Origin of the sequence: Simplicispira sp. 125 (assembly GCF_003096555.1) — a bacterium.
Lineage (GTDB): Bacteria > Pseudomonadota > Gammaproteobacteria > Burkholderiales > Burkholderiaceae_C > Simplicispira.
In genome coordinates this window covers 70,482-93,993 of sequence record NZ_QEKM01000001.1, presented here as the reverse complement: position 1 = coordinate 93,993, position 23,512 = coordinate 70,482, and the positions used below count along the sequence as shown (strand labels likewise).

23 protein-coding genes and 1 tRNA gene are annotated in these 23,512 nt (G+C 61.8%); 11 read left to right on the top strand and 13 right to left on the bottom strand.

Annotated elements, in window-relative coordinates:
* Positions 1-552: 552 nt before the first annotated feature.
* Complete coding sequence (gene hrcA, locus C8D04_RS00455; RefSeq protein WP_116003105.1) at positions 553-1,557, bottom strand: heat-inducible transcriptional repressor HrcA; 1,005 nt, start codon at positions 1,555-1,557, stop codon at positions 553-555.
* Between the two features lie 28 nt (positions 1,558-1,585).
* Between hrcA and C8D04_RS00450 the strand changes: the two genes are divergently transcribed.
* The 3 genes from C8D04_RS00450 to rapZ are packed head-to-tail and all read left to right on the top strand — an operon-like array spanning position 1,586 to position 5,019.
* A complete protein-coding gene (locus C8D04_RS00450) occupies positions 1,586-2,482 on the top strand; it encodes an NAD kinase (protein ID WP_116003104.1) in 897 nt (298 codons plus the stop codon).
* A gap of 2 nt (positions 2,483-2,484) precedes the next feature.
* Positions 2,485-4,152, top strand: a complete 1,668-nt coding sequence (gene recN / locus C8D04_RS00445) for a DNA repair protein RecN (protein ID WP_116003103.1) — start codon at positions 2,485-2,487, stop codon at positions 4,150-4,152.
* Positions 4,153-4,155: 3 nt separating this feature from the next.
* Positions 4,156-5,019, top strand: a complete 864-nt coding sequence (gene rapZ, locus C8D04_RS00440; protein ID WP_116003102.1) for an RNase adapter RapZ — start codon at positions 4,156-4,158, stop codon at positions 5,017-5,019.
* Between the two features lie 24 nt (positions 5,020-5,043).
* Here the strand turns inward: rapZ and mutY are convergent, their stop codons facing one another.
* The 3 genes from mutY to mutM form a co-directional block, all read right to left on the bottom strand.
* Entirely contained in the window at positions 5,044-6,093 is a 1,050-nt protein-coding gene (mutY, locus tag C8D04_RS00435) for an A/G-specific adenine glycosylase (RefSeq protein WP_116003101.1), read from the bottom strand.
* Positions 6,090-7,949, bottom strand: a complete 1,860-nt coding sequence (locus C8D04_RS00430; RefSeq protein WP_243405753.1) for a dynamin family protein — start codon at positions 7,947-7,949, stop codon at positions 6,090-6,092. The genes mutY and C8D04_RS00430 overlap by 4 nt, the downstream gene beginning before the upstream one ends.
* A 210-nt stretch (positions 7,950-8,159) precedes the next feature.
* Positions 8,160-8,975 (bottom strand): bifunctional DNA-formamidopyrimidine glycosylase/DNA-(apurinic or apyrimidinic site) lyase, encoded by an 816-nt coding sequence (mutM, locus tag C8D04_RS00425; RefSeq protein ID WP_116003100.1) that lies wholly within the window; start codon positions 8,973-8,975, stop codon positions 8,160-8,162.
* 180 nt (positions 8,976-9,155) lie between these two features.
* Here mutM and C8D04_RS00420 point away from each other — a divergent pair, with 180 nt between their 5' ends.
* The 7 genes from C8D04_RS00420 (at position 9,156) to pth (ending at position 14,811) form a co-directional block, all read left to right on the top strand.
* Positions 9,156-10,781 (top strand): tetratricopeptide repeat protein, encoded by a 1,626-nt coding sequence (locus tag C8D04_RS00420; RefSeq protein WP_233521065.1) that lies wholly within the window; start codon positions 9,156-9,158, stop codon positions 10,779-10,781.
* Complete coding sequence (locus C8D04_RS00415; protein ID WP_165829113.1) at positions 10,781-11,317, top strand: outer membrane lipoprotein LolB; 537 nt, start codon at positions 10,781-10,783, stop codon at positions 11,315-11,317. The genes C8D04_RS00420 and C8D04_RS00415 overlap by 1 nt, the downstream gene beginning before the upstream one ends.
* Before the next feature lie 10 nt (positions 11,318-11,327).
* Entirely contained in the window at positions 11,328-12,200 is an 873-nt protein-coding gene (gene ispE / locus C8D04_RS00410) for a 4-(cytidine 5'-diphospho)-2-C-methyl-D-erythritol kinase (RefSeq protein WP_116003098.1), read from the top strand.
* 17 nt (positions 12,201-12,217) lie between these two features.
* Positions 12,218-12,294, top strand: a tRNA-Gln gene (locus C8D04_RS00405).
* A 46-nt stretch (positions 12,295-12,340) separates the two neighbouring features.
* Entirely contained in the window at positions 12,341-13,315 is a 975-nt protein-coding gene (locus C8D04_RS00400) for a ribose-phosphate pyrophosphokinase (RefSeq protein WP_116003097.1), read from the top strand.
* Between the two features lie 90 nt (positions 13,316-13,405).
* Entirely contained in the window at positions 13,406-14,038 is a 633-nt protein-coding gene (locus C8D04_RS00395; RefSeq protein WP_116003096.1) for a 50S ribosomal protein L25/general stress protein Ctc, read from the top strand.
* A gap of 161 nt (positions 14,039-14,199) precedes the next feature.
* Positions 14,200-14,811 carry an aminoacyl-tRNA hydrolase gene (pth, locus tag C8D04_RS00390; RefSeq protein ID WP_116003095.1) on the top strand — a complete coding sequence of 204 codons (612 nt, stop codon included), beginning with the start codon at positions 14,200-14,202 and terminating at the stop codon, positions 14,809-14,811.
* A gap of 65 nt (positions 14,812-14,876) precedes the next feature.
* On the opposite strand, the gene C8D04_RS00385 is transcribed toward pth, so the two are convergent.
* Positions 14,877-15,134, bottom strand: a complete 258-nt coding sequence (locus tag C8D04_RS00385; protein WP_116003094.1) for a YfhL family 4Fe-4S dicluster ferredoxin — start codon at positions 15,132-15,134, stop codon at positions 14,877-14,879.
* Between the two features lie 154 nt (positions 15,135-15,288).
* Between C8D04_RS00385 and C8D04_RS00380 the strand changes: the two genes are divergently transcribed.
* Positions 15,289-16,701 carry an amidase gene (locus C8D04_RS00380; RefSeq protein WP_116003093.1) on the top strand — a complete coding sequence of 471 codons (1,413 nt, stop codon included), beginning with the start codon at positions 15,289-15,291 and terminating at the stop codon, positions 16,699-16,701.
* Between the two features lie 28 nt (positions 16,702-16,729).
* On the opposite strand, the gene C8D04_RS00375 is transcribed toward C8D04_RS00380, so the two are convergent.
* The 8 genes from C8D04_RS00375 to folE form a co-directional block, all read right to left on the bottom strand.
* Positions 16,730-18,190, bottom strand: a complete 1,461-nt coding sequence (locus C8D04_RS00375) for a DUF945 family protein (RefSeq protein WP_158550269.1) — start codon at positions 18,188-18,190, stop codon at positions 16,730-16,732.
* Positions 18,191-18,437: 247 nt separating this feature from the next.
* Entirely contained in the window at positions 18,438-19,079 is a 642-nt protein-coding gene (locus C8D04_RS00370) for a LysE family translocator (RefSeq protein WP_116003091.1), read from the bottom strand.
* Between the two features lie 68 nt (positions 19,080-19,147).
* Positions 19,148-19,360 carry a hypothetical protein gene (locus C8D04_RS00365; protein WP_116003090.1) on the bottom strand — a complete coding sequence of 71 codons (213 nt, stop codon included), beginning with the start codon at positions 19,358-19,360 and terminating at the stop codon, positions 19,148-19,150.
* A complete protein-coding gene (locus tag C8D04_RS00360; protein WP_116003089.1) occupies positions 19,357-20,322 on the bottom strand; it encodes an alpha/beta hydrolase in 966 nt (321 codons plus the stop codon). Before C8D04_RS00360 ends, C8D04_RS00365 begins: the two co-directional genes overlap by 4 nt.
* Positions 20,323-20,387: 65 nt before the next feature.
* Positions 20,388-21,218, bottom strand: a complete 831-nt coding sequence (locus C8D04_RS00355; RefSeq protein ID WP_116005919.1) for a DUF429 domain-containing protein — start codon at positions 21,216-21,218, stop codon at positions 20,388-20,390.
* A gap of 5 nt (positions 21,219-21,223) precedes the next feature.
* Positions 21,224-22,105 carry an EamA family transporter gene (locus tag C8D04_RS00350; protein ID WP_116003088.1) on the bottom strand — a complete coding sequence of 294 codons (882 nt, stop codon included), beginning with the start codon at positions 22,103-22,105 and terminating at the stop codon, positions 21,224-21,226.
* A gap of 247 nt (positions 22,106-22,352) precedes the next feature.
* Positions 22,353-22,775, bottom strand: coding sequence for a BLUF domain-containing protein (locus C8D04_RS00345; protein ID WP_116003087.1), 423 nt, complete (start codon positions 22,773-22,775; stop codon positions 22,353-22,355).
* A gap of 2 nt (positions 22,776-22,777) precedes the next feature.
* Positions 22,778-23,503: a GTP cyclohydrolase I gene (folE, locus tag C8D04_RS00340; protein ID WP_116005918.1), complete on the bottom strand. Its 726-nt coding sequence runs from the start codon at positions 23,501-23,503 to the stop codon at positions 22,778-22,780.
* Positions 23,504-23,512 lie beyond the last annotated feature (9 nt).

Sequence of the window (23,512 nt, the reverse complement as noted above, 5' to 3'; positions counted from 1 at the left end):
TCAACCCATTTCACAGCGTGGGATTTGCACGACCGCACAGGCGCGTCTACAGCACGTTCCGTGCGCTACCCAGCCGCCACAGGGATCAGTATTGGCCTGGTCACGGCACGCAGCGAGAAACATTGCCCATGGATGCGCCTGAAGCAACGAAGGCATAAGCCACTGAAAACGGGCACCCGCGCCCGGTGCACCGAAAATTTTGAATGGTAGGCCGTGTTGGACTTGAACCAACGACCAAAGGATTCAAGTTTGCGTGGGTTTCCCCACTCCTTGGACTATGTCATCACCCACAGCCGAACTGTTGGGGTGCCGGGCGCTCGGGGGACGCTTATCGGATGGGCTCCTCACGTCCTAGTCTCTGCACCTTCCCGCCTACCGGTCTTTCGACCTGCCTTCGGCGGGCTTGGCTCAAGATTGCCTTGGCTTGCGCTTTAGGTTTCCTTGAGTTCACCCGGTTTTCCGACGGAAATTACTTTCCGTGGTCACCATTTCGATGAGTCCTCTGCTCTAACCAACTGAGCTAACGGCCCATTCAAGCTGTCTATTGTAGATTCACTTGTGGTGACTTAGCGCGTTCGAGACCAGCCTGGACGTGATGTCCACGATCTGGATCATTTTTTCATAAGGCATGCGCATGGGACCAATGACACCCAAGGTGCCTACGATCTGCCCATCCACCTCGTAAGGGGCACTGACCACGGAGAGCTCCTCAAAAGGAACCACTTGGCTTTCGCCGCCGATGAAAATGCGCACCCCTTCTGCCTGGCTGGAGACATCAAGCAAGCGCAAGATCTGCGTTTTTTGTTCGAACAGATCGAAAGCCCGACGCAAATTACCCATGTCTTTCGAAAAATCACTGACAGCCAGCAGGTTGCGCTCACCGGAGATGACCACCTCTTCCTGGGCTTGCGTGAGCGCCTCAGAACTGACGTTGACAGCGGCCTTCATCAGCGCTGCAATTTCGCCCTGCAGCGACTCCACTTCGGTTTTTATTCTCTCCCGAACCTTCTCCATTGCCATCCCGGCATAGTGAGCGTTCAGAAAATTGGCGGTTTCCAGCAATTGCGTCTGCGTAAAGTCAGTCTCGGAAAAGATCACCCGGTTCTGCACGTCTCCATCGGGCGAGACAATGATGACCAGAAACCGCCGTTCGGACAGGCGCAGGAACTCGATATGCCGGAACACGGAAGACCGGCGGGGCGCCATGACCACACCCACAAACTGCGACAAATTGGAGAGCATGTGCGCTGCATTCGCGATCACCTTCTGCGGCTGCTCAGGCGCCAATGCATGTGAGGTGATTTGTTCGCGTTGCACCGTGAGCATAGTGTCCACGAACAGTCGATACCCTCTGGCAGTCGGTATGCGTCCTGCAGAGGTATGCGGACTTGCAATCAGCCCTAACTCTTCCAGGTCAGCCATGACATTGCGGATAGTCGCCGGAGAGAGTTCAAGCCCCGAAGCACGCGAAAGCGTACGCGAACCGACGGGTTGTCCATCTTCGATATAGCGCTCTACCAACGCTTTGAGCAACAACTTGGCACGGTCATCCAGCATGTGTTGATTTTAGTGATGTAATTTCAATATGACACCTTACTTCCGCCATGTCGCACTGATCGGCAAGTACCAGTCCCAGGTTGCTGGCACGGCTGCAGCAGGGTCTCGGCAATTGATGGAAGACATTGCCGATTTTTTGCTGAGCCAGGGCTGCAAAGTGGCCATGGAAACGCGCACCGCCGCAGCGACCGGCATGGACCAGCATCCCACGCTGGATGCTGACGCGATTGGCGAGCAATGCGACCTGGGTCTTGTGGTCGGAGGCGACGGCACCATGCTGAGTATTGGCCGCCAGTTGGCACGACACGGCACGCCTCTGATCGGCATCAATCAAGGGCGCCTCGGATTTGTCACCGACATTCCGCTAGAGAACTACCAGACGACCCTCACACCCATGCTGCATGGCGAATACGAGGAAGACCACCGGCCCCTGATGCATGCCCGGGTAGAAAGAGAAGGCCGGATTGTTTTTGACGCCTTCGCCATGAACGATGTCGTGGTCAATCGAGGTGCGACGTCAGGCATGGTGGAGTTGCGGGTGGAGGTCGATGGCCATTTTGTGGCCAACCAGCGCGCGGACGGCCTCATCATTGCCTCGCCCACCGGATCTACGGCCTATGCGCTTTCCGCTGGCGGGCCCATGCTCCATCCATCGATCCCAGGCTGGGTATTGGTGCCCATTGCACCCCACACCTTGTCGAACCGCCCCATCGTTCTTGCCGACATCACGGAAATTGCCATTGAACTGGTGAGTGGCCGCGATGCCAGTGCCAATTTCGACATGCAATCGCTCGCGTCCCTACTGCATGGCGACCGCATACTGGTGCGCCGGTCCGAGTACAGCGTCCGTTTTCTGCATCCCAGGGGCTGGAATTACTTTGACACGCTGCGCAAAAAACTGCGCTGGAACGAAGGAGGCTCCTGACAATGGCGCTCCGACGCATTGCACTGCGTGACTTTGTCATTGTGCAAGCACTCGAACTGGACTTCAGCGCGGGCTTTACAGCCCTGACGGGCGAAACCGGCGCCGGAAAATCGATCCTCATCGAAGCATTGCAGCTGGCCTTGGGCGCACGGGCCGATGCAGGCTTTGTTCGCGAAGGCGCCCAGCGCGCGGACATCAGCGCAGAGTTTGACTGCCCAACGTCCCTCCTCCCCTGGCTGGAAGAGTGGGGGTTTGAGCAGGAAGAAGCGCTCCTGTTGCGACGCACCATTGACATGCAAGGCAAAAGCCGGGCTTGGGTGAATGGCTTCCCCGCAACCGCGACGCAGTTGCGTGCGCTCGGCGAGCAACTGCTGGACATCCATGGGCAACATGCCTGGCAAAGCCTGGTGCGCACAGACTCCATCCGCGCCTTGCTGGACGCCTATGCCGGCACTTCGTCCATGAATGTTCAAACATGCTGGGCCGCTTGGCGCTCTGCGCAGGCCCAGGTTACGCATGCGCATGCAGCCCAAGAGACACTCCAACGCGAACGCGAACGACTGCAATGGCAGATTGCAGAAGTGGACAAACTTGCGCCAGCAGCCGATGAGTGGGAAACCCTCAACGCCCAGCACACGCGCCTGCTGCATGCCCAGGAATTACTGGAAACAGCCCAGAAAGCCCTTGGCATTCTGGATGCCGAAGACGCAAGCGCCCGCACGGGCCTGGCACGCGCGCTCGATCTGCTCAAAGCCCGCGAACACCTGGAGCCCGCTTTTGTCGAGCTCTCAGAAACACTTGCCGCAAGCCTGGCGCAAGCCGATGAAACCGTACGCAGCCTGCACGCCTATCTGCGCCATGCCGATCTGGACCCTCGCTCTCTGGAAGAAGCCGACACTCGGGTGGCCCTGTGGATGTCACTGGCCAGGCGCTACAAGAGAGCCCCAGAAGAATTACCCTCGCTCCTGCACTCCTGGAAGGAAGATCTACACCAACTCGACAGCGCAGCCGATCTGGCCGTCTTGCAGGAAACAGAGCGCAAATATGCCAAGGCCTACCAGGATGCCGCGCGATCCCTTTCACAGACCCGCGCCAAAGCCGCTCCACGGCTATCCCGTGCGATCACCGCGGCCATGCAGGAATTGGGCATGATGGGTGGTATGTTTGCCGTCCATATCGAGAGAGCCGCCGAGTCGGCGGCGCATGGCGTGGACGACATATCCTTCCTGGTGGCAACACACCCTGGCATGACGCCGCGCCCGATCGGAAAGGTGGCTTCCGGCGGGGAGCTTTCACGGATCTCTCTGGCCATTGCCGTGGCCACCAGTGCCTTGGGCAAAGCGGGCACGCTGATTTTCGATGAGGTCGATGCTGGCGTTGGTGGCGCTGTAGCAGCCACGGTCGGTCGATTGATGCAACAACTGGGACAAGACCGCCAGGTACTGGCCGTCACCCATCTACCCCAGGTGGCTGCCTGCGCACACTGCCACCTCGTGGTTTCCAAACAAAGCGGCGACATCACCACCAGCACGGTCATGCCTGTTCAGGGCGATACTCGTATTGAAGAGTTGGCACGCATGCTGGGGGGCGAGCGCATACTGCCCAGCACACGAGCCCATGCACGCGAGATGCTGGGCATGCACCACACCATTCCGACAGGAGCTCACTGAACCATGCAGCTTGAGATTGCGCTCATTACGGGAATGTCCGGCTCGGGCAAGTCAGTGGCGTTGCGCGCGCTGGAAGATGCGGGGTTTTACTGCGTTGACAACCTCCCACCCGAACTGCTGCTGCCTTTCGTGGCTCTGGAGCACAAGCACCATGGAAATCGGCTAGCCATCGCCATGGATGTGCGTAGCGCCACCTCGTTGCCCCAGGTCCCGCAAAAGCTGCAGGAATTGCGGGCCCAGGGTTGCACTGTGCATTCCCTCTTCATCGATGCCACCACCGACACACTGGTACGACGCTTCTCTGAAACCCGCCGCCGCCATCCGCTGTTCCACGGAGAATTGACGGAACGACAGCGAGCGCTGGTGCAGGTCATTGAACTGGAGCGGGAACTGCTGGCCGACCTGCGCGAAACAGCCCACGTGATCGATACCAGCAACATCCGCGCATCACAGTTGCAGGGATACGTCAAGGGCCTCATTTCCTCGCTGCCCGACCAGCTGTCACTGGTGTTCCAATCTTTTGCGTTCAAACGCGGCATCCCCATGGACGCGGATTACGTTTTTGACGTGCGCATGCTGCCCAATCCCCATTACGAGGCAGATCTGCGCCACCTCACGGGGCAAGACAAACCAGTAATGGACTTTCTGGACCAGCAAGCGGATGTTGCGCTCATGCGCCAACATATAGAGACCTTTCTGTCCCATTGGCTTGAAGCCATGGCACAAAACCACCGCAGCTATGTCACCGTTGCGATTGGCTGCACCGGAGGACAGCACCGATCTGTATACCTGGTGGAACGCCTGGCACAAGCTTTTAGTGGCCAATGGCCCACACAACGCCGCCACCGCGAGCTCGACGGGCGCTGATCCTGCTGCTGCAAGACCGCCAAGTCAGGCTATTTCATCGAGCAGCTTGCGCACAGGCGCTGGCAGTCCCAACTGGCGCCACTCCGGCGCACTGAACCACTCCCCTTCGTCACCAGACACGGCCGCAGACTCCGCGGCATGCGCCAACACCGGATGCAAGTGCAGATCCCGATGGGTGAGCACATGCAAGAAAGCAGGTTGCTCGACCCGGTTCAGTGCAATGCCCCACAAGGCATGTTCAACCAGATCCTGGTACCGGTGAAACACGGGAACACAATACAGCCCCGCCCATATGCCACGGGACTCCCGGCGTTGCAACCACACACGCCCCTGCCCATCGCGCAGCAGCAATAACCACCACGCTTCGGATCTGCGCACCAGTTTGCGCGTTCTCACTGGGTACATTTCCTGCGCCCCTTGCGCCAGTGCACGGCATTCCCGCTGCAGTGGACATTGATCGCACAGCGGCTTGCGAGGCACACAGACCATGGCGCCGAGATCCATCATGCCTTGCGTATAGCGGGGCATGGCCTCTGCCAGCTGGTTGTGCGGAAGCAAATCCGTGGCCTCTTGCCAGAGCCTGCGCTCGTTGGATGCAACAGCCAGGTCTTCACCAAAACCCAGCAACCGGGTCAGGACGCGGCGCACATTGGCGTCCAGGATTGGCGCCCTTTCACCAAAGCAGAACGCTGCAATTGCTCCCGCCGTGGAGCGTCCAATGCCCGGCAAGGCAGCCAATTCCAGGACCGAAGCAGGGAAAGCGCCGCCATGCACGGCAACCACCTGCTGTGCGCATCGATGCAGATTGCGGGCTCGACTGTAGTAGCCCAGCCCGCTCCACATCGACAGAACCTCATCCTGCGAAGCCTCTGCGAGCGCGCGGACATTGGCAAAGCGCTCCAGAAAACGGGGAAAGTAATCCAGCACCGTGCGCACCTGCGTCTGCTGGAGCATGATCTCCGAAAGCCATACGCGGTACGGATCACGCGATTGCTGCCATGGCAAATGACTGCGTCCATGCGCTCGCTGCCACTGCATCACCAGCGTGGCGACCCGCCCATCGTCCATACTCATGCCGGCGAAAAAATATCGTGGTGCTCAGTCTCTTGCGGTTCGTCCGCAAGATGCATCAATTCTTCAGTGAGTTGGTGCAGATGTTTGTCCAGGCGATCCAGCGCGGCCTCGCCATCCTCGATCTCACCGATCCGCTCTTCCAGCCCCGTTGCGGCTTGCTGAATGCGATCGACAGCCTCGATACGGCGGGCAAAACTGCGCCTGCGCTCCCGCAACTGGGCATCGAGCTGTGCCGTCGCCGATTTACTCCAAAGCTCCAGATCATTGGCGGCCGATTCAAATACGGTTCTCAGACGCATCGAAAGCGCACGTCCCAGCCGCTCGGCAAATTCTGGCTGTACCAGCTTAAGAGCATTGCCCACGCTGAGATACTGCATATGGTTTTGCTCGATGCCATCGAGTTCCAGTGCAAACGTCTCCAGCGATGGAACGGCAGGCACCTGCAATGAGAATCCAAATTCGGCATTCAATTGCCGGAAAGTACCTTCCAGCATGGCATGGATTTCTGTCGCTGATGCCTGGGCCGTGTCGAGTGTGCCCTTCAGGCGCACAAAGGTTTCAGCGTACTGCTTGCGCACCCCGAGCTTGAGTCCTTTTTGCTGCAAGACACCCATCAGATCGGCCAACTGCTCCTTCAGCGCCTTGGTGCCGAGCTTATGGAACACCTCACGCAACAGTTTCAGGTGCACGGACCGCACGGCATGGATTTTGGTCGCACTCAGATCAAACTCATGCTGCTCCTGCTCAATGCGGTTGCGCATCGATCCGATCACTGCAGCATTCTTGCCGCGCAGGCTGCGCAATTCCGCCATCTGATCATCCAGATCGCGCCGCCGAATATTGAGCACCCGCGAGGTTTCCGCCCGCAAACCGGAAATCCCTGTTCCTACGGCAGAACGCAAAATGGCCTGCCGCTGACCCATGACCCCTCGGGCCAGCGCATCCTCCAGCAGAGGCAAGCCGCTTGTCTCCAGCATCACGTCGTCGCAGGAAATTTTTGCAACCAGCCCCTTTTGGGCCGACACGGGAATCACCTGGTCCAGACGCACACCCAGCATTTCTGCAGAGGTCTGGCGCTGGCGCTCCAATTGCTCATCAATCTGCTGGGGCGAATTGAGCGTATCCCAGAGGGTGTCTATCTTGTTGAGGACAACCAGCCGCGCCTCGATGCTCTCCGGCGTGGTCGCCAGATGCTCGCGCCAGATGGCGAGGTCAGAACGGGTCACTCCGGTATCCGCCCCCAGAATGAACACAACCGCATGCGCCTGCGGTATCAGGTTCACCGTCAGTTCTGGTTCGGCGCCCACCGCATTCAGGCCAGGGGTATCCAGAATGACCAGCCCCTGCTTGAGCAAGGGATGCGGCATATTGATGATGGCATGGCGCCACATGGGCACCTCCACCAAGCCTTCCGCATCCTTGGACGGGTTTTCATCGGGCAGTTCATCGTGCCAGAAGCCCATCGTACGGGCATCATCCACACTGACCCGGCGCACCTGTGTCACTTTTTCCAGCGACTGGGCAATTTGTTCTGCGTCGTTGATATCCAGAGCCACATTCACCCAACGGTCGGGCTTCAAACGCCATTCGGCCAAGCTCGACAACTGCAGCCGGGTTTCAATGGGGAGCAAGCGCAGGCAGGGCGCCAGCGCTGCGTCGTACCCTAACTCGGTCGGGCACATCGTCGTTCGCCCTGCGCTGGCCGGCATGATGCGACGGCCATAGCCGGCAAAGAAGATGGCGTTGATCAGTTCGGACTTGCCACGGGAAAACTCGGCGACAAAAGCCACCATGACCTTATCGGTCCGCACCTGGTCTTCCAGACGCTGCAAGCGTTCCTGGACAGCGGAATCCATGAGCTCATGACCCCCCATCCATTCACCCAACTGTTTCAGTTGTTGGGCGAACTCACGCCGCCACGTCCCGTGCTGCTCAAACTGTTCGTTGAATGAAGGTCCCACTTTGCTCCCGGAGTTCAATGGACAGCCTGCCCACAGATAGGCACAAAATATAGCATCGCACGGCCCATAAACGCCGTGTTCACGCGGTTTCGTGGTGCCAAAACCTCAAGTGCGTTGGCAGCGGGGGCAAAAATAGCTGCTGCGCTGCCCCTGGCGCACCATGCGCACGAGGGTGCCACAAGTATGACAGGGCACACCCTCCCGACCATAAACATGCGCCTCGCTCTGGAAGTGGCCCACACTGCCATCGGCGCTGGAAAAATTGCGTAAAGTGCTGCCACCCCGCTCTACGGCGCGCGCCATGACCTGCCGGATCGCCTCATACAAGCGGCGCGCCCGCACAGCGCCAATGCGCGCCGCCGATGTCGTCGGGCGAATACCCGCCAGAAACAAAGCCTCCGAGGCATAAATGTTTCCCACCCCCACCACCAGACGCCCCGCCATGAGAACCTGCTTGACGGACGCCCTGCTTCCACGCAACCCGGCCTGGAAATCACTCCAGCAAAAATCATCGGAAAGCGGCTCCATACCCAACCGCCCCAGCAACTTGCAAGCTGCCGGCGCTTGCTCGCTAGCGGCATACACCACGGCGCCGAAACGCCGTGGGTCATTCAGGCGCAAAACGCCCGCCGTGGTGACCAAGTCAAAGTGGTCGTGGGGGCCCGGGGGCAATTCCGCAGGCATGAATCGCAGACTGCCTGACATGCCCAAATGCAGCAGTACAAGCCCCTGATCCAGATCCAGCAGCAGGTACTTCCCGCGCCGCCGAACACTGACCACCACCCGGCCGACCAGCGTATCCAATTCACACCCTAACGGCCAGCGCAGGGGCTTTCCCAGAAAAACACGCAAAACGCGGGCGCCTTCGATGGCTTGCGCGAAGCTTCGGCGCGTGACCTCAACCTCTGGTAACTCGGGCATGCTGCAACACCTTCGTGCCGTTTTACGGGCATGGATTATTATGGCCCGATGGTCCCATTTTTTCGCTTCCTGGCAGCCTCGCTGGTTATTGTCCTCACGGTCGGCGCCAAACCTTCATGGGCCCAGTTTTCTGTTGTGCCAGAAAATACTTCCCAAAACGGTACCGCTGCATCGGACGCTTTGTTGGATGCAGCACTGTTCTACGAAATACTGCTCGGTGAAATTGTGACCCGAGGGGGAGACCCCGCCACGGGCTACTCGCTCATGCTGGAGGCCGCACGCAGCAGCAATGACGAGGGCCTTTACAAGCGTGCCGTCGATATCGCCCTGCAATCGCGCTCCGGCGAACCTGCTCTGGCGGCGGCCCAGGCTTGGGCAGCCGCCAAGCCCCGGTCCATCGACGCCCATCGGTATGCGCTGCAGATTCTGGTAGCGCTCAACCGCGTCGACGATTCCGCCGGCCCACTTCAGCAAATACTGGACCTCCAAAAACCAGAGGACAGAGCCACCTTTTTGCCGGCACTGCCAACCTTGTATGCCAGGGTTTCTGACAAGGCCCTGGCCGCATCGGTGGCGGAAAAAGCACTGCAGAGCAGCCTTGCAGACCCTGTTGTCAGTACCACGGCCTGGACGGTGCTCGGGCGCATGCGATTGATGGCAAACGACAAGCAAGGCGCCCTGGAGGCCGCCCGCAAGGCCCAGGATCTTGCGCCTCTGGACGACAAGCCTGCGGCGCTGGCACTGGAACTCCTGGAAGCAGGCACGACCGAGGCTGAACCATTGCTGCGACGCTACCTGGAAGGCAAACCCTCTCCAGAAATCCGCATGGTCTACGCCCGCCAGCTGCTGGAATGGCAGCGCTACACCGAAGCGCGGCAGCAGCTCGATCTTGTCACCACCGAGAAGCCCGATCTTCCCCAGGCGTGGATGGCACTGGCCGCGCTGCAATTCCAGGATAGTGACCTGGACAACGCAGAGACCTCGTTACAAAAGTATTCCACGCTTGTGGAGCCTGGCAACAGCGCCACGATCAACCGCACCAACATGACCTCTGCCTATCTGCTACGCGCCCAGATTGCAGAGAAGCGGGGGGACTATGCCGCCGCTGAGCAATGGCTAAGCCGCATTGAAAATGCACAAGATCTCTTCAGCGCACAGACCCGCCGTGCGTCCCTGCTGGCCCGCCAAGGCAAATTGGCTGAGGCCCGCGCCCTGATCCGCAGCATCCCGGCCGACACCGACGAAGCCCGGCGCATGAACCTGATGGCCGAAGTGCAATTGCTGCGGGATGTGCATAAATACCGCGAAGCCTATGCCTTGCAGAAAAAGCTGGTGGAGCAGTCCCCGGAAGACGACGACCTGACCTACGAACTGGCCATGCTTGCGGACAAAAATGGGGACCATGCCGCGATGGAGCGCCTGCTGCGCCAGATCATCGCGCGCAAACCCGACTACCACCATGCCTACAACGCCCTGGGCTACTCCTTGGCAGATCGCGGCATACGGCTCACGGAAGCCAAAGAACTGGTGTTGAAGGCGCTCACTTATGCACCCAAGGATCCTTTCATTACCGACAGCCTGGCTTGGGTGGAATTTCGCATGGGCAACCCTGCTGAGGCATTGCGTCTGCTGGAGACCGCCTTTGCCATCCGTCCCGATGCAGACCTTGCAGCCCACCTGGGTGAAGTTCTCTGGGCGCTAGGCCACCAGGAACGCGCCAAAACGATCTGGAAAGAAAGTCAGCGGCTTAATCCAGACAACGAAACCCTGCGCGAGACCCTCAAACGTCTGCACATCAAGCTCTGATGGGCCAGACACTCGCGCACTTGAAAACGCTGCCCTGCGCCGCCCGCCCTGCCTGGCAGGCTTTACTGGCGTGGTTATTGGCATGCATGTTCCTGGGGTTGGCCGGGTGCGCACAAATCCCCACCACAGCAGCGCCCACGCAACCCCATTGGAGTGGCCGACTGGCCCTGCAGGTCGAAGGCCAGCAGACGCAATCCTTTTCCGCCAGCTTTGAATTGCAGGGCTCTCCGGCCCAGGGCGAACTGGCGCTGCTCAGCCCCCTTGGCACCTTGATCGCTCGACTGCAATGGGAGCCGGGCCAAGCCCGGCTGAGCGCACGCGGGGAAACCCAGGCGTCAAGCTCCCTGGAGGATCTTCTTCTGCAAGCCACGGGCACGCCCATTCCGGTCGCGGCCCTGTTCGACTGGCTCTCTGGCACCCAGACCCGTGCTGACGGCTGGCAGGCAGACTTGGGCGCGCTGGATCAAGGACGCCTTGTGGCACAGCGCAACGATCCCACCCCACGCACTACGCTGCGCATCGTACTGGACCACTGAGCCGGAAACCATGCAAGCACTCTACGACGTCCCGGCACCTGCCAAGCTGAATCTTTTTCTGCACATCACCGGCCGCAGGCCCGATGGCTACCACCTGCTGCAATCGGTCTTCATGCTGATTGACTGGTGTGACACGCTGCATTTTTCACTGCGCACCGACGGACAGATCAGCCGCGAAGACCTGGGCCCCGCCCTGCCAGCGCAAGACCTGGCGGTGCGTGCAGCGCGGGCGCTGCAAAGCGCTACAGGCTGCACCCACGGTGTACACATGGGCATATTCAAACGCATTCCGTCCCAGGCCGGCATGGGCGGCGGATCATCCGATGCCGCCACGGTGCTTCTGTCACTCAACCGGCTATGGAACCTGCACCTGAGCGTGCAGGCGCTCCAAGCCATCGCCGTGCAGCTGGGCGCAGATGTGCCATTTTTTTTGTGCGGGCACAACGCCTGGGTGGAAGGAATTGGTGAAAAAATACGGCCTCTGACAGGCACCAATGCGCTGCCTTCGGCCCGGTTTGCAGTCGTCAAACCTGGGGCAGGATTGGATACCCGGGAAATTTTTTCATCTCCAGGCCTGAAACGCGATTCTGATAGTGCTATAATCTCAGGCTTTGCTGCAGAACACTTTGACTTCGGTCGAAACGACTTGCAGAACGTTGCTCAGGCACTGTGCCCGGAAGTAGAAAAAGCCATCAAATGGCTTGAAACTCGCGGATTACATGGCAGAATGACGGGCTCGGGAAGTGCGGTGTTTGCACAAATGCCACATGCGGCAGATCTTGATGGCGCTCCAAGCGCATGGCAGATCAGGGTATGTGAAAATCTGCTGCTTCATCCTCTGGCAGGGTGGGCAAAAGATGAAAGTTTCGGCTTGTTGTTATAAACGCAGCAGGCCTGTGTAGGGGAGTCGCCAAGCTGGTTAAGGCACTGGATTTTGATTCCAGCATGCAAAGGTTCGAATCCTTTCTCCCCTGCCAAATCTTTGTCGCGTACAGGCATTAATTTCAGACCGCTGGAACGCTCATGCAAGCCAACCACCCCGACTTCATGGTTTTCACCGGCAATGCCAATCCTGGCATGGCAGCTGAAATTGCCCAATACCTGGGTATCACGCTGGGCGCCGCACATGTGGGGCGCTTCTCGGACGGCGAAGTTACCGTCGAGATCAACCAGAACGTCCGCGCACGCGACGTGTTCGTGGTGCAGTCCACCTGCGCACCCACCAACGAAAACCTGATGGAACTGCTGATCATGGTCGACGCGCTCAAGCGCGCCTCGGCTGAACGCATCAGCGCTGTGATTCCCTATTTTGGTTACGCACGGCAAGACCGCCGCCCCCGCTCCACCCGTGTGCCCATCACCGCCAAGGTGGTGGCCAACATGCTGCAAGCGGCCGGTGTCAGCCGCGTACTGACCATGGACCTGCACGCCGACCAGATCCAGGGCTTCTTCGACATTCCGGTAGACAACATCTACGCTTCGCCGGTGCTGCTGGGCGATCTGCGCCAAAAGAACTATGAAGACCTGATTGTGGTTTCGCCCGACGTCGGTGGCGTGGTTCGTGCCCGTGCGCTGGCCAAGCAACTCAATTGCGACCTGGCCATCATCGACAAGCGCCGTCCCAAGGCCAATGTCAGCGAAGTGATGCACGTGATCGGTGAAATCGATGGACGCAACTGCGTCATCATGGACGACATGATCGATACCGCCGGCACCCTGGTCAAGGCGGCGGAAGTGCTCAAGGCACGTGGCGCCAAAAAGGTTTACGCCTACTGCACGCACCCGATTTTCTCGGGCCCTGCCATTGAGCGCATCACCCAAGGCTCGGCCCTCGACGAAGTCGTGGTGACCAATACCATTCCCTTGAGCACGGCCGCACGCGGCTGCGCCAAGATTCGCCAGCTCTCCGTGGCCCCGCTGATCGCAGAAACGATCCAGCGGATTGCCCGCGGTGACTCGGTGATGAGTTTGTTTGCAGACCAGGACAACTTGTTCTGAGTCTGGACAAAGCGTCGAGCGCCCTTTGCGGGCGCTTTTTACCTTAACGAAAGTGACACTGGTCGCGGTGCACTTTTTCTGGAGAATTTTATGAACTTCGTCGCTTTTGAGCGCGCCAAGCAAGGTACGGGTGCGAGCCGCCGTCTGCGCAATTCGGGTCGCACGCCCGGTATCGTCTATGGTGGTTCTGCTGAACCCCTGGCCATCGAAGTGGACCACAACGCACTGTGGCACGCCCTGAAGAAGGAATCTTTCCATTCCAGCGTTCTGGACATGGAGCTGAACGGCCAAGCCAGCAAAGTGCTGCTGCGCGACGTGCAATACCACCCCTACAAGCAACTGGTGCTGCACATCGATTTCCAGCGCGTGGATGCCAAGACCAAGCTGCACATGAAGGTGCCTTTGCACTACAGCGGCGCGGAAGAGTCTGCAGCCGTCAAGATCGACAAGTGCATGGTCAACCCGCTTGTCACCGAGTTGGACGTGGCGTGCATGCCTTCCGACCTGCCCGAGTTCATCGCGGTGGACCTGAGCGGCCTGAAGAAGGGTTTCTCGCTGCACCTCAAGGACGTCAAGCTGCCCAAGGGCGTGACTGCCGTGACCCGCGGTTCGCAGAACAATCCGGCCCTGGTGTCCGTGGTGCCCCCAGTGGTCGAAGTTGCGGCTCCCGCCGCCGACGCTGCTGCGGCTCCCGCCAAGGGCAAGGGCAAGGGCAAGAAGTAATCTGCCCTGGTCAGGCAGCCGGTCACGACTGCTGCCTTGCTCCCGCAAGGGCGGACGATCCAGACACAGCGCGGTATTGCTGTGAAGTCTGGATTGCATGCCCTTTTCAACGGCCCACCCCGCGTGGGCCGTTGGCATTTTGTCCCCGGATAATCGCCCGCATGATCAAACTGTTTGTAGGCTTGGGCAACCCTGGGCCCGAGTATGAAGCCACCCGCCACAACGCCGGTTTCTGGTGGATCGACGCGCTGGCGCGCGAACTCAAGGTGCACCTGCAGCCCGAGCGCAGCTACTGGGGCCTGGCCGCACGCACTGTAGTGCAGGGACACACCGTGTGGCTGCTCGAACCCCAGACCTTCATGAACCTCTCGGGCAAATCCGTCGCCTCGCTGGCGCGGTTCTTCAAGATTGCCCCCGAAGAGATTTTGGTGGTGCACGACGAACTGGACATCGCGCCCGGCCAGGCCAAGCTCAAACGCGGTGGCAGCCATGCCGGGCACAACGGGCTGCGCGACATCCATGCACAGCTGGGATCAGCGGATTACTGGCGGCTGCGTATTGGCATTGGCCATCCCGGCGACAAGGCCGAGGTGGCGAACTGGGTACTGAAAAAGCCCGCGCCCGACCAACGCACACTGATCGAAGACAGCATTGCGCACAGCCTCAAGGCCTGGCCCGCCCTGCTGGCGGGTGACATGGACAAGGCCACGCTGCTGGTGCACACCACCAAGCCACCGCGCCCCAAGCCGCCACGGCCGGAGCATATTGTCTGATTACTATCTATTCAATAGCTGATAGCGCCCGAGAATAGGGCGTTAGAGCCCGATTTAATCAAAAATCAGGCACGCACGGCCGCCTGCAGGCGCTCAAACTTCTGCCACAGCGTCTCTCGGTTTTCCACATGCTGGGGATCGACCGGAATGCACGACACCGGGCACACCTGCATGCACTGGGGTTCATCAAAATGGCCCACGCACTCGGTGCACTTGGAGGGGTCGATTTCGTAGATTTTCTCGCCCAGGTAAATGGCCTGGTTCGGGCACTCCGGCTCGCAGACATCACAGTTGATGCATTCGTCGGTGATCATCAAGGCCATTGCACACTCCGCAGAATCGGGCCGTGCACCATGCACGCCAGCAATGCACCGGCCGACCCCAAGCCGCCATTATCCTGCGTGCGCTGGAGCCACCAGCACCAGTAGGGTGGTTTGCCGCTATGCTGCAGCGGCTCTACACCGCAGAAAGCCACCGATGCAAGCTCCCACTGCCCTGCACGAACTGCCCGCCCACGCCCTGCTCCAGGCCTATCGCCAGCGTACGCTCTCGCCCGTCGAAGTGGTGCAGGCCGTGCTCGATCGCATCGATCGCTGGGAACCGCACCTGCACGCCACCTGGCTGCTGCGCCCCGAAGCCGCACTGGCCCAGGCACGTGCCTCCGAAGCCCGCTGGCTGCGCGGTGCGCCCCAAGGCCTGCTCGATGGCGTGCCCTGTACGCTCAAGGACAACATTGCCACCTGCGGCGACCCCACTCCCTTGGGCACGGCCGCCGTCGATCTGGTACCCGCCCCCGCCGATGCCCCCCCTGCAGCCCGCCTGCGCGAGGCCGGGGCGGTGCTGGTGGCCAAAACCACCATGCCGGACTACGGCATGCTGTCGTCGGGCCTGTCGAGTTTTCATGCGCTGGCGCGCAACCCCTGGAACCTGGACAAGGGGCCAGGCGGATCGAGCGCCGGGGCTGGCGCAGCCGCAGCCGCGGGCTATGGCCCGCTGCATGTGGGTACCGACATTGGCGGATCGCTGCGCCTGCCCGCGGCCTGGTGCGGCATCTTCACGCTCAAACCCAGCCTGGGCCGCATTCCCATCGACCCGCCCTACACCGGGCGGGCGGCCGGCCCCATGACGCGCAGCGTGCACGATGCCGCACTCATGATGCAGGTGCTCAGCCAGCCCGATGCGCGCGACTGCATGGCGCTGCCGCCGCAGGCATTGGACTGGCAGGATTTCGAGCGGGGGCCCGAGCATGTGCGCGGCTTGCGCATTGGCCTATTGCTCGATGCCGGATGCGGCCTGGCCGTGGAGCCCGAAGTGCGCGCCGCCGTGGAACATGCCGCCGCCCTTCTCGAAGACGCGGGCGCCCAGGTGGCTCCCATGCCGCCTTTCATGACACAAACCATGCTCGACGGCATGGACCACTTCTGGCGCATGCGGTCACACCTGGACATGGCCAGCCTGCCTGCCGAACGCAAAGCCCAGGTGCTGCCCTTCATCCGCGCCTGGGCCGACAGCGTTGCCGATATGCCGGGCACCGCCGTGTTCCACGCCAACCAGCAGTTCCACGCCACGCGCGTGGCCACGGTGCGCGCCTGCGCTGCGTTCGACTATGTGATTTCCCCCGTGGCACCCATGCCCGCCTTTGCCGCCGAGCTGCCCTCGCCCACCAACGACCCGCTGCGCCCGCTGGAGCACATTGGTTTTACGGTGCCGTACAACATGTCCGAGCAGCCCGCTGCCTCGGTGAACTGCGGCTACACCGCCAGCGGTCTGCCCATAGGCCTGCAAATCGCCGGACAGCGTTTTGACGACCTGGGCGTGCTGCGCCTGGCCCGGGCCTTCGAGCACCTGCGCAGCGCCCAGCGGCCCTGGCCCGATCCCCCGGCGGGCTAACCGCGGAGAATCATCCCAGCCCCCCTGCTTAGTCAGCGATGCTCAGCATCGGCAAATCGAGTGCCTTGCCATTGAGCTGCAGTTTGCCGCTCTCCATGCGCACAGCAGTGATCAGATGGTCGGCTTCCTGCTGGACAAAGCCCTGCGCCTGCGCCATGCCCACCATGGCATCGATCTGGTCGGTCGGCATGTCCTTTTGCCCCATGGCCTGCACGATGCGGGGCAGCCAGGCCTTGGGCAGGCGCATCCCAGCGTGCAGCACGCTGGCCTTGAGCAGCGCCGGGCCCCAGCCCCGTTCCTGGACCTCTTCGGCGGTGGGTGCAGTCTGGATTTGTACGCCGTATTCCAGCGTCGCCTGCTGGCCCTCCAGCGTGGCCGCGAGCTTGACAGCGTAAGCCGGCAGCGCAGCCACCAGCAAAGGCGCTGCGTCCTTCCACAGGGTTTCGACTTCGGGGCCTTCCAGCAGCATCGCCTGTGCGGGGTCGGTGCGGTACGCCGCCAGCAAGGCCTTCTGGAAGAGCTTGACCGCTTCGACGTCGATACGGCTGACGGTTTCCTCCAAACCGACCGCCTCAAACACCAGAGGGCCAGCGGATCCCTGGGTCTGCGCCTTGGTCGTCCAGCCCAGGGTATTGCCCGTGCGCTCGATGACGGCGGAATAGCGCAGGTCTTGCAAGGCCAGCAGCGTTTGCGCAGGGGCCTCGCCTTGCGTGCGGGTCAGCACGATTTTGTCGAACCGGCCCTTGCCAGAACCTGGGGCCAGCAGCCACAGGCCCTCCTCGAACTGCATGTCGAAATCGCCACCCATGCCCTGCAAGGCCATGGTGAAGCGTTCAACCGGGCCTGATGGCATGCTGGCCGGGCTGTCGTCGCCTTCATCTTCTTTATCGTCCGCGTGGGGAGTCTGCACCCCGCTCAGGGCCATCTCGGGCCACTGGAAGCTGCCGCTCACCTTGTGGCGCGCCGCATCAATGCTCATCTGGTAGTCAAGCGCCTGCCAATACACCCGCTGATCGCCCTCGCCCAATTCACCAGAGGGCAAAGCAAAGCGGATGTCATGTCCACCCATCAGGCGGTGCACCGTCGTCAGCGTGGGTGGGCTCACCTTGGCCAGCACCTGGCGCGCGTTCTCATCGAGTCCTTCCACGGTAAAGTGCGACTCGACCACCGCCGCCGCCAGGCGTGCACCCGCCAGTGGGCCGTGGCGCAAGGTGCTGTCCACCGCGATGCGGATCGGCGGGGGCGCCGGGGCATCGTCGGCGTCCAACGCTGCGGGCGGGCTCCACTGCAGCACCAGCTTGGCGTGCGAAGCCCAGAAACCGCGTTCGTACTGGTGCGACACCACCGCCTGCGGGCCGAGGAAACCCTTGGCTTCTTCCAGCGCCTCCTCATACTGCTTGCGGGCAGATTCGCCCATGTACCAGGTTGCTCCCCCATAGGCTGCCAGGGCCACGACCACGGCTGCGCCAACGATATTCTTCTTGCTCATAGGTTTTTTGGGTTCCATGTGACATCCACCGTTGCGGTGGAAGCGGGCGAGAATACCAGCGCCATCGGCTGCTCAGACACCCACAGCACAAGCCAATTGCAAGCAGATGTGAGTGTCCCAGAACACACCCGCAGGGCGGGCCTGCACTTCCCAGGGCGGTGCGCAATACGCCCCGAGGAAATAGTGGCTGAAATGGCTTCTAACGCTTACCCATCAAGCGTAAGCAGCTACTGTTTTTGAAAATTCATCAACGATCGACGGTCGCCAGGCGCACAGCCAAGCCCAGAAACACCAGCCCCGCAACGCGGTTAAGCACCGTCTGTGCCCGCGCCGAGCGCTGCAGCAACGTGCCAAAGACCCCCGAAAAACAGGCGATCGCCCCAAACACCAGCAGGGTGGCCACCATGAACACCACGCCCAGCAGCATCAACTGCAACGCCACACCCCCTCGTGCAGGGTCGGCAAACTGCGGCAAAAAGGCCAGAAAAAACACCAACACCTTGGGATTGGTCAAGTTCATCACCATGCCGCGCCCCACCATGCGCCCCAGGCTGGGGCCTTGGGCCACCGGCGCGTCGACCGGCACTTCAGAGGACACGGCCGGCGGTGCACGCAGCGCCTGCCAGGCCAGATGGGCCAGATAGGCCGCGCCGCAGAACTTGAGCACCGTAAACGCCACCGCCGAGGCCGCAAACACCGCCGCCAGCCCCAAAGCCACGGCCGCCGTGTGCACCACCAGCCCCGCGCACAGGCCCACCACTACGGCCATGCCCGCGCGCCAGCCCCGCTGGGCCGACTGCAGCAGCACAAAGATGTTGTCCGGCCCGGGGGTCAGGGCCAGAACCACGGCAACGCCAAAGAATGCGATCAGGGTTTGAAGTGTGGGCATGGAGCTTCCGGCAGTAAGTAAACACTGGCGCGACAGCGTAGCCAGGGAAATGCATTGTGCCTGCAGTGCTACCGCATGGGAATGACAAATACGCGGCGCCGGGGTTGGCACATCGGGCCTTCATACGGCCCGCCATCACGCTCCCAGCCTAGGCCGGGCGATACCTGTGCACATACACGGTGGCCGTCCACCTTGCTGCGCCAGTAATACCAGGGCGCGGGCGCGGCCAGCGCCAAACCACTGCACAGGGCCATCCCAACCAGCAGCCACCGCACCGTCATGGCTGCAACCACCCCGGGAGCGAGCGTAAAAACGCATCCACCGCAGCGGTATAGGCTCCCGGCAGTCCCAGCGTTTCATTGACGTCACCATGCGAGAGCGACTGCGGCAACACGGCAACGTGCCCGCCCAGCGCTTGTCCCCGAGCCGCAAACGCCCGGGCCTGCGGGCACGGTGCGCGGCGCAGGCTGGAGCACACTACCAGCATGGGGGCGGCGCCCGGCTGCCACTGGTGCAGCGGAGACACGCTGCGCCAGTAGGCCGAGTCGCTACCAAAGGCTTTGTCGAACAAGGCCGCGTGGCGCTCTTGCAGGGTTTGCTCGACATCCATGGCGCCACTGTCGAGCGCTACGGTGCCCAGTACCGGCTGCGCACCGGCAGCGCGCAAGCGCTCGGGCGCCACCGCCAGCAGCGACACCAGGTGCGCACCCGCCGAATGCCCCATGAGCACAAAGCGCCGCGCATCGCCACCCCAGGTGTGCGCCTGCTGCTGTGCTTGCACCAGCGCTCTGGCCACATCGCTGGCCTGCACATCGGGCCGGGCCTGCGGCAGCATGCGGTAGTTGACCGACACCAACACCACGCCCTGGGCCGCCCAGTACGCCAGCTTGTTGTGCACGAGGCGGTTGTGGGCCTTGTCACCGTAGCGCCAACCGCCGCCATGCACCAGAAACAGCACGGGCGCGCTCTGCACGCGCTCCGGCAGATAAATGTCCATGCGTTGCTGTGGCTCCGGGCCATAGGCTACGTCGCGCAGCAGCCGCAGGCCCGGGGGAAGAAGTTGTGGCTGCGCTGTGTCTGTACTGCGGCCCTCCGATAGCTCGACGTCACCGTCGTCTGCCCGTGTCCCGAGTCGGTCACGCAACGGGTCGGCGGCGGCTGACCACGTTGCTGCAAGGCACAGTCCCAGCACCACGGCCCGTGTTGCGGTGCGCAATGCAAAAGACAGAGGGCCGTCAATCATGGGTTCTCCCGTGGTTTTTCCCGCATTGTCCAGCGCCTGTATGAAGACCCTGCGGCATACAGGTTTCAAGCGGTAACGATCCAGCCTTCCAGCGGGTCCAGGGATGGCGGCAGGCCATAGAGCGCATCGCCATCGGCATGGCGTGCGTCGGCCCAGGCGGCCTGCAGCAGGCACAGCACGGCGTCCAGGTGGTCGCCCCGGGCATCGTCCACCAGGACATCGCGCTGCGCGTGGCTGAGCTTGAGCTGCAATCCCAGTCGGGTTTGCCCGTTTTCCAGCGCCGTAATCAAGTCCTTGCGGGCGATCAGGCGGTCGGGCGTCTGCTTCGCACGGTCGTCGCTTTTGTAGCTGCGCCGCTGCAGCACTTCGCGCGCCAGCAAGCCGGGGTAGGCCTCCAGCGCCGCGCGCGCCGGGTCGCCTGCGTGCAGGCCCGGCAGGTGCGCGCCTGCCGTAAGCAAGAGCGGCACGCCAGCGTGCAACATGTAAGCCACCGGCGGGTTGACCCACTTCATGCTCGGGCTGGACCCTGCGGGTCGGTCGGTGGCGCGGTGGGCAAACTTGGCCCCGGCCGGGCGTGCGGCGCAGAACGCGGCAAAGATATCGCGAATCTCGGCGCGCGAGAGCTGGCCGTAGTGCCGCATGCAGGCATTCCACTCCTGCGGCCAGCCGAGCTGCTGCACCAGTTCGCGGGGCAGGCCAAAGGGCAGGTCAAAGCCACCCACCCATTGCCCCGGAGCCGCCAGCCAGCAGCCCAGCGCCTCCAGGGTTTCAAAAACCTGTAGCGACTGCAGGCGCACGCGCTGGCCCGCACGCTCACCCAGTGCCATCACAATGGGTTTGCGCAGGCTGGGGCTGCTGGAAAAATCCACGCCCAACAGCAGCGGTCTGCCCTGCATGCCGCTCATCCCAATGCCAGGGCAGTCACACCCAAGGCAATGCACGCAGCGCCGCAAATACGCGCAAAGCGATCGCCCTCGCCCAGCAGATGGCCACCGATCAGCGCGGCAAACAGCATGGACACTTCGCGCGCAGGCGCCACATGCGACAGCGGTGCCTGTTGCATGGCATACAGCACCAGCACATAAGCCACCGGGCTGACGGCACCCACCAGCAACGCATAGCGCCACTGCACGCGCCACAGCACGGCGGCGGTTGGCAGGTCGCGCAGCACGGCCGGGGCCAGCACGGCCACACGCACGAAGTTGCCCATGTAATCGATCAGGATGGGCGACATCAGCAGCACCTTGACGGCATAGCCATCGACCACTGTGTAGCTGGCAATGAACAGGCCGGTGAGCAAGCCGTAGGCGATGCCTTTGTGCACGCGGGCACGCGCCTGCGGGTCGTGTGCGGCGCGCAGCAACCCCGGCCCGCCGGCGATCAGGAAAACGCCGCCCACCACGCCCGCAATGCCCAACAGCCCCAGCGCCGTGATCTGCTCGCCCAGCAGCGCAATGGCCACCAGCGACGACAACAGCGGCCCTGAGCCCCGCGCCAGCGGGTACACCACCGTGAGGTCGGCCTTGCGGTAGCCGCGCAGCAGGATGACGTAATACAGCACATGCAGCACGCCGCTGACGCCAATGAAGACCCATTCACGCACGCCCCACAGCGGCACAACGCTGCGCCCCACCCACCAGCCCAGCGGCGCCCAGAAAAGCATCATCAGCACCGCCGTGAAAAACGCAAAGCGCGCGTCGCCACCGGCCTTCTTGGCGACGACGTTCCAGCCTGCATGGATCAGACCGGCCAGGATGATGAGAGCGAAGGCGGTGGGGGTCACGAGAGGAAAAAGAAAGGCTTGAATGCAAAAAGCCGCAGCGCCCGTTGGGCCTGCGGCCGTGTGCGGCGCGAAGATTCAGTGATCGAGAGTGCTATGCGACGCCCGCAGCGCATGAAACTGGCACGGCCTGAGCCAGCGGCCACCGTGCAAGGGCCGTCCCGCAGCACCGGTGGCGTCCCCCTGCCGGCACCGCGCAGCGGTGCGAGAGCGGGGGGAAGGCGCGCAGCACCTCAGAGGGGTGTGCACTCTATGCCCTGCCGATGATGGAGGCTGTGGCCATGAGTTCTTCGAGCAGCGCAAACGACACCTTGCCCGACACCGCATACGGGTCGAGCTCGGGCTTCTCGGAATACTTGAGCAAGATGGAGTGGTTGATCTTGGAGAGGTTCACCTGCCCCATCGTCCAGCCACCAAAGCGCCTTTCGGCAATTTCTTCGTAGTGCAGCAGTTCGACGTCTTTGTGGCGCGGATCGCGCTGGATGTGGCCATACAGGTCGCTCACGGCCGCACGGCCGCCTTCGATGGCTTGCAAAAAGATGCCCCCGCCGTAGCACAGCACTCCGGTGATGCCACAACCGGGGTTGTGCTGGCGCGACTGCGTCAGGATGGCTTCGATGGCTGCGGGAGAGGTATCCACCGCGCGGCTGGCGTAAAGCAGGCGTACCAACATGGTCAGTTCTTTCCGGGGATGAGGGACAAAAATTCGCGGCGCAGCGATGGGTCTTTGAGGAACACGCCGCGCATCACGGAGTTGATCATCTTGCTGTCCATCTCGCGCACACCGCGCCAGGACATGCAGAAATGGCTGGCTTCCATGACGATGGCCAAACCGTCGGGTTGGGTTTTTTCCATGATCAGATCGGCCAGTTGCACCACGGCTTCCTCCTGGATCTGTGGGCGGCCCATGATCCAGTCCACCAGACGCGCGTACTTGGATAGGCCGATCACGTTGGTGTGCTCATTGGGCATGACACCGATCCAGATCTTGCCGATCACCGGGCAAAAATGGTGGCTGCAGGCGCTGCGCACCGTGAGCGGGCCCACGATCATCAGCTCGTTCAGGTGCTCGGCGTTCGGAAATTCGGTGATCGGTGGCTGGGGCACGTAGCGGCCCTTGAACACCTCATTGAGGTACATCTTGGCCACGCGGCGCGCGGTGTTCTGGGTGTTGTGGTCGGTGTCGGTATTGATGACCAGGCTGTCGAGCACGCCCTGCATCTTGACCTCAACCTCGTCCAGCAAAGCCTCTAGTTCTTCAGGCTGGATGAACTCGGCAATGTTGTCGTTGGCGTTGAAGCGCTTGCGCGCTGCGACGAGTCGCTCACGGATCTTGACGGAAACAGGAACCCCTTCATCCCGGGGATCGGGCGCCATGTCGGCTGCAGTTGGTCTGGACATGATCGCATC

What these genes read in the sequence shown, in the direction of transcription:
- rapZ (WP_116003102.1), top strand. Translation starts at nt 4,156, where the DNA reads ATGCAGCTTGAGATTGCGCTCATTACGGGAATGTCCGGCTCGGGCAAG.
- C8D04_RS00375 (WP_158550269.1), bottom strand. Translation starts at nt 18,190, where the DNA reads ATGAGCAAGAAGAATATCGTTGGCGCAGCCGTGGTCGTGGCCCTGGCA.
- C8D04_RS00365 (WP_116003090.1), bottom strand. Translation starts at nt 19,360, where the DNA reads ATGACGGTGCGGTGGCTGCTGGTTGGGATGGCCCTGTGCAGTGGTTTG.
- C8D04_RS00430 (WP_243405753.1), bottom strand. Translation starts at nt 7,949, where the DNA reads ATGGATTCCGCTGTCCAGGAACGCTTGCAGCGTCTGGAAGACCAGGTG.
- mutY (WP_116003101.1), bottom strand. Translation starts at nt 6,093, where the DNA reads ATGAGTATGGACGATGGGCGGGTCGCCACGCTGGTGATGCAGTGGCAG.
- C8D04_RS00355 (WP_116005919.1), bottom strand. Translation starts at nt 21,218, where the DNA reads ATGCAGGGCAGACCGCTGCTGTTGGGCGTGGATTTTTCCAGCAGCCCC.
- recN (WP_116003103.1), top strand. Translation starts at nt 2,485, where the DNA reads ATGGCGCTCCGACGCATTGCACTGCGTGACTTTGTCATTGTGCAAGCA.
- hrcA (WP_116003105.1), bottom strand. Translation starts at nt 1,557, where the DNA reads ATGCTGGATGACCGTGCCAAGTTGTTGCTCAAAGCGTTGGTAGAGCGC.
- C8D04_RS00385 (WP_116003094.1), bottom strand. Translation starts at nt 15,134, where the DNA reads ATGGCCTTGATGATCACCGACGAATGCATCAACTGTGATGTCTGCGAG.
- C8D04_RS00395 (WP_116003096.1), top strand. Translation starts at nt 13,406, where the DNA reads ATGAACTTCGTCGCTTTTGAGCGCGCCAAGCAAGGTACGGGTGCGAGC.
- C8D04_RS00370 (WP_116003091.1), bottom strand. Translation starts at nt 19,079, where the DNA reads ATGCCCACACTTCAAACCCTGATCGCATTCTTTGGCGTTGCCGTGGTT.
- C8D04_RS00380 (WP_116003093.1), top strand. Translation starts at nt 15,289, where the DNA reads ATGCAAGCTCCCACTGCCCTGCACGAACTGCCCGCCCACGCCCTGCTC.
- C8D04_RS00415 (WP_165829113.1), top strand. Translation starts at nt 10,781, where the DNA reads ATGGGCCAGACACTCGCGCACTTGAAAACGCTGCCCTGCGCCGCCCGC.
- pth (WP_116003095.1), top strand. Translation starts at nt 14,200, where the DNA reads ATGATCAAACTGTTTGTAGGCTTGGGCAACCCTGGGCCCGAGTATGAA.
- C8D04_RS00450 (WP_116003104.1), top strand. Translation starts at nt 1,586, where the DNA reads ATGACACCTTACTTCCGCCATGTCGCACTGATCGGCAAGTACCAGTCC.
- mutM (WP_116003100.1), bottom strand. Translation starts at nt 8,975, where the DNA reads ATGCCCGAGTTACCAGAGGTTGAGGTCACGCGCCGAAGCTTCGCGCAA.
- ispE (WP_116003098.1), top strand. Translation starts at nt 11,328, where the DNA reads ATGCAAGCACTCTACGACGTCCCGGCACCTGCCAAGCTGAATCTTTTT.
- folE (WP_116005918.1), bottom strand. Translation starts at nt 23,503, where the DNA reads ATGTCCAGACCAACTGCAGCCGACATGGCGCCCGATCCCCGGGATGAA.
- C8D04_RS00400 (WP_116003097.1), top strand. Translation starts at nt 12,341, where the DNA reads ATGCAAGCCAACCACCCCGACTTCATGGTTTTCACCGGCAATGCCAAT.
- C8D04_RS00345 (WP_116003087.1), bottom strand. Translation starts at nt 22,775, where the DNA reads ATGTTGGTACGCCTGCTTTACGCCAGCCGCGCGGTGGATACCTCTCCC.
- C8D04_RS00360 (WP_116003089.1), bottom strand. Translation starts at nt 20,322, where the DNA reads ATGATTGACGGCCCTCTGTCTTTTGCATTGCGCACCGCAACACGGGCC.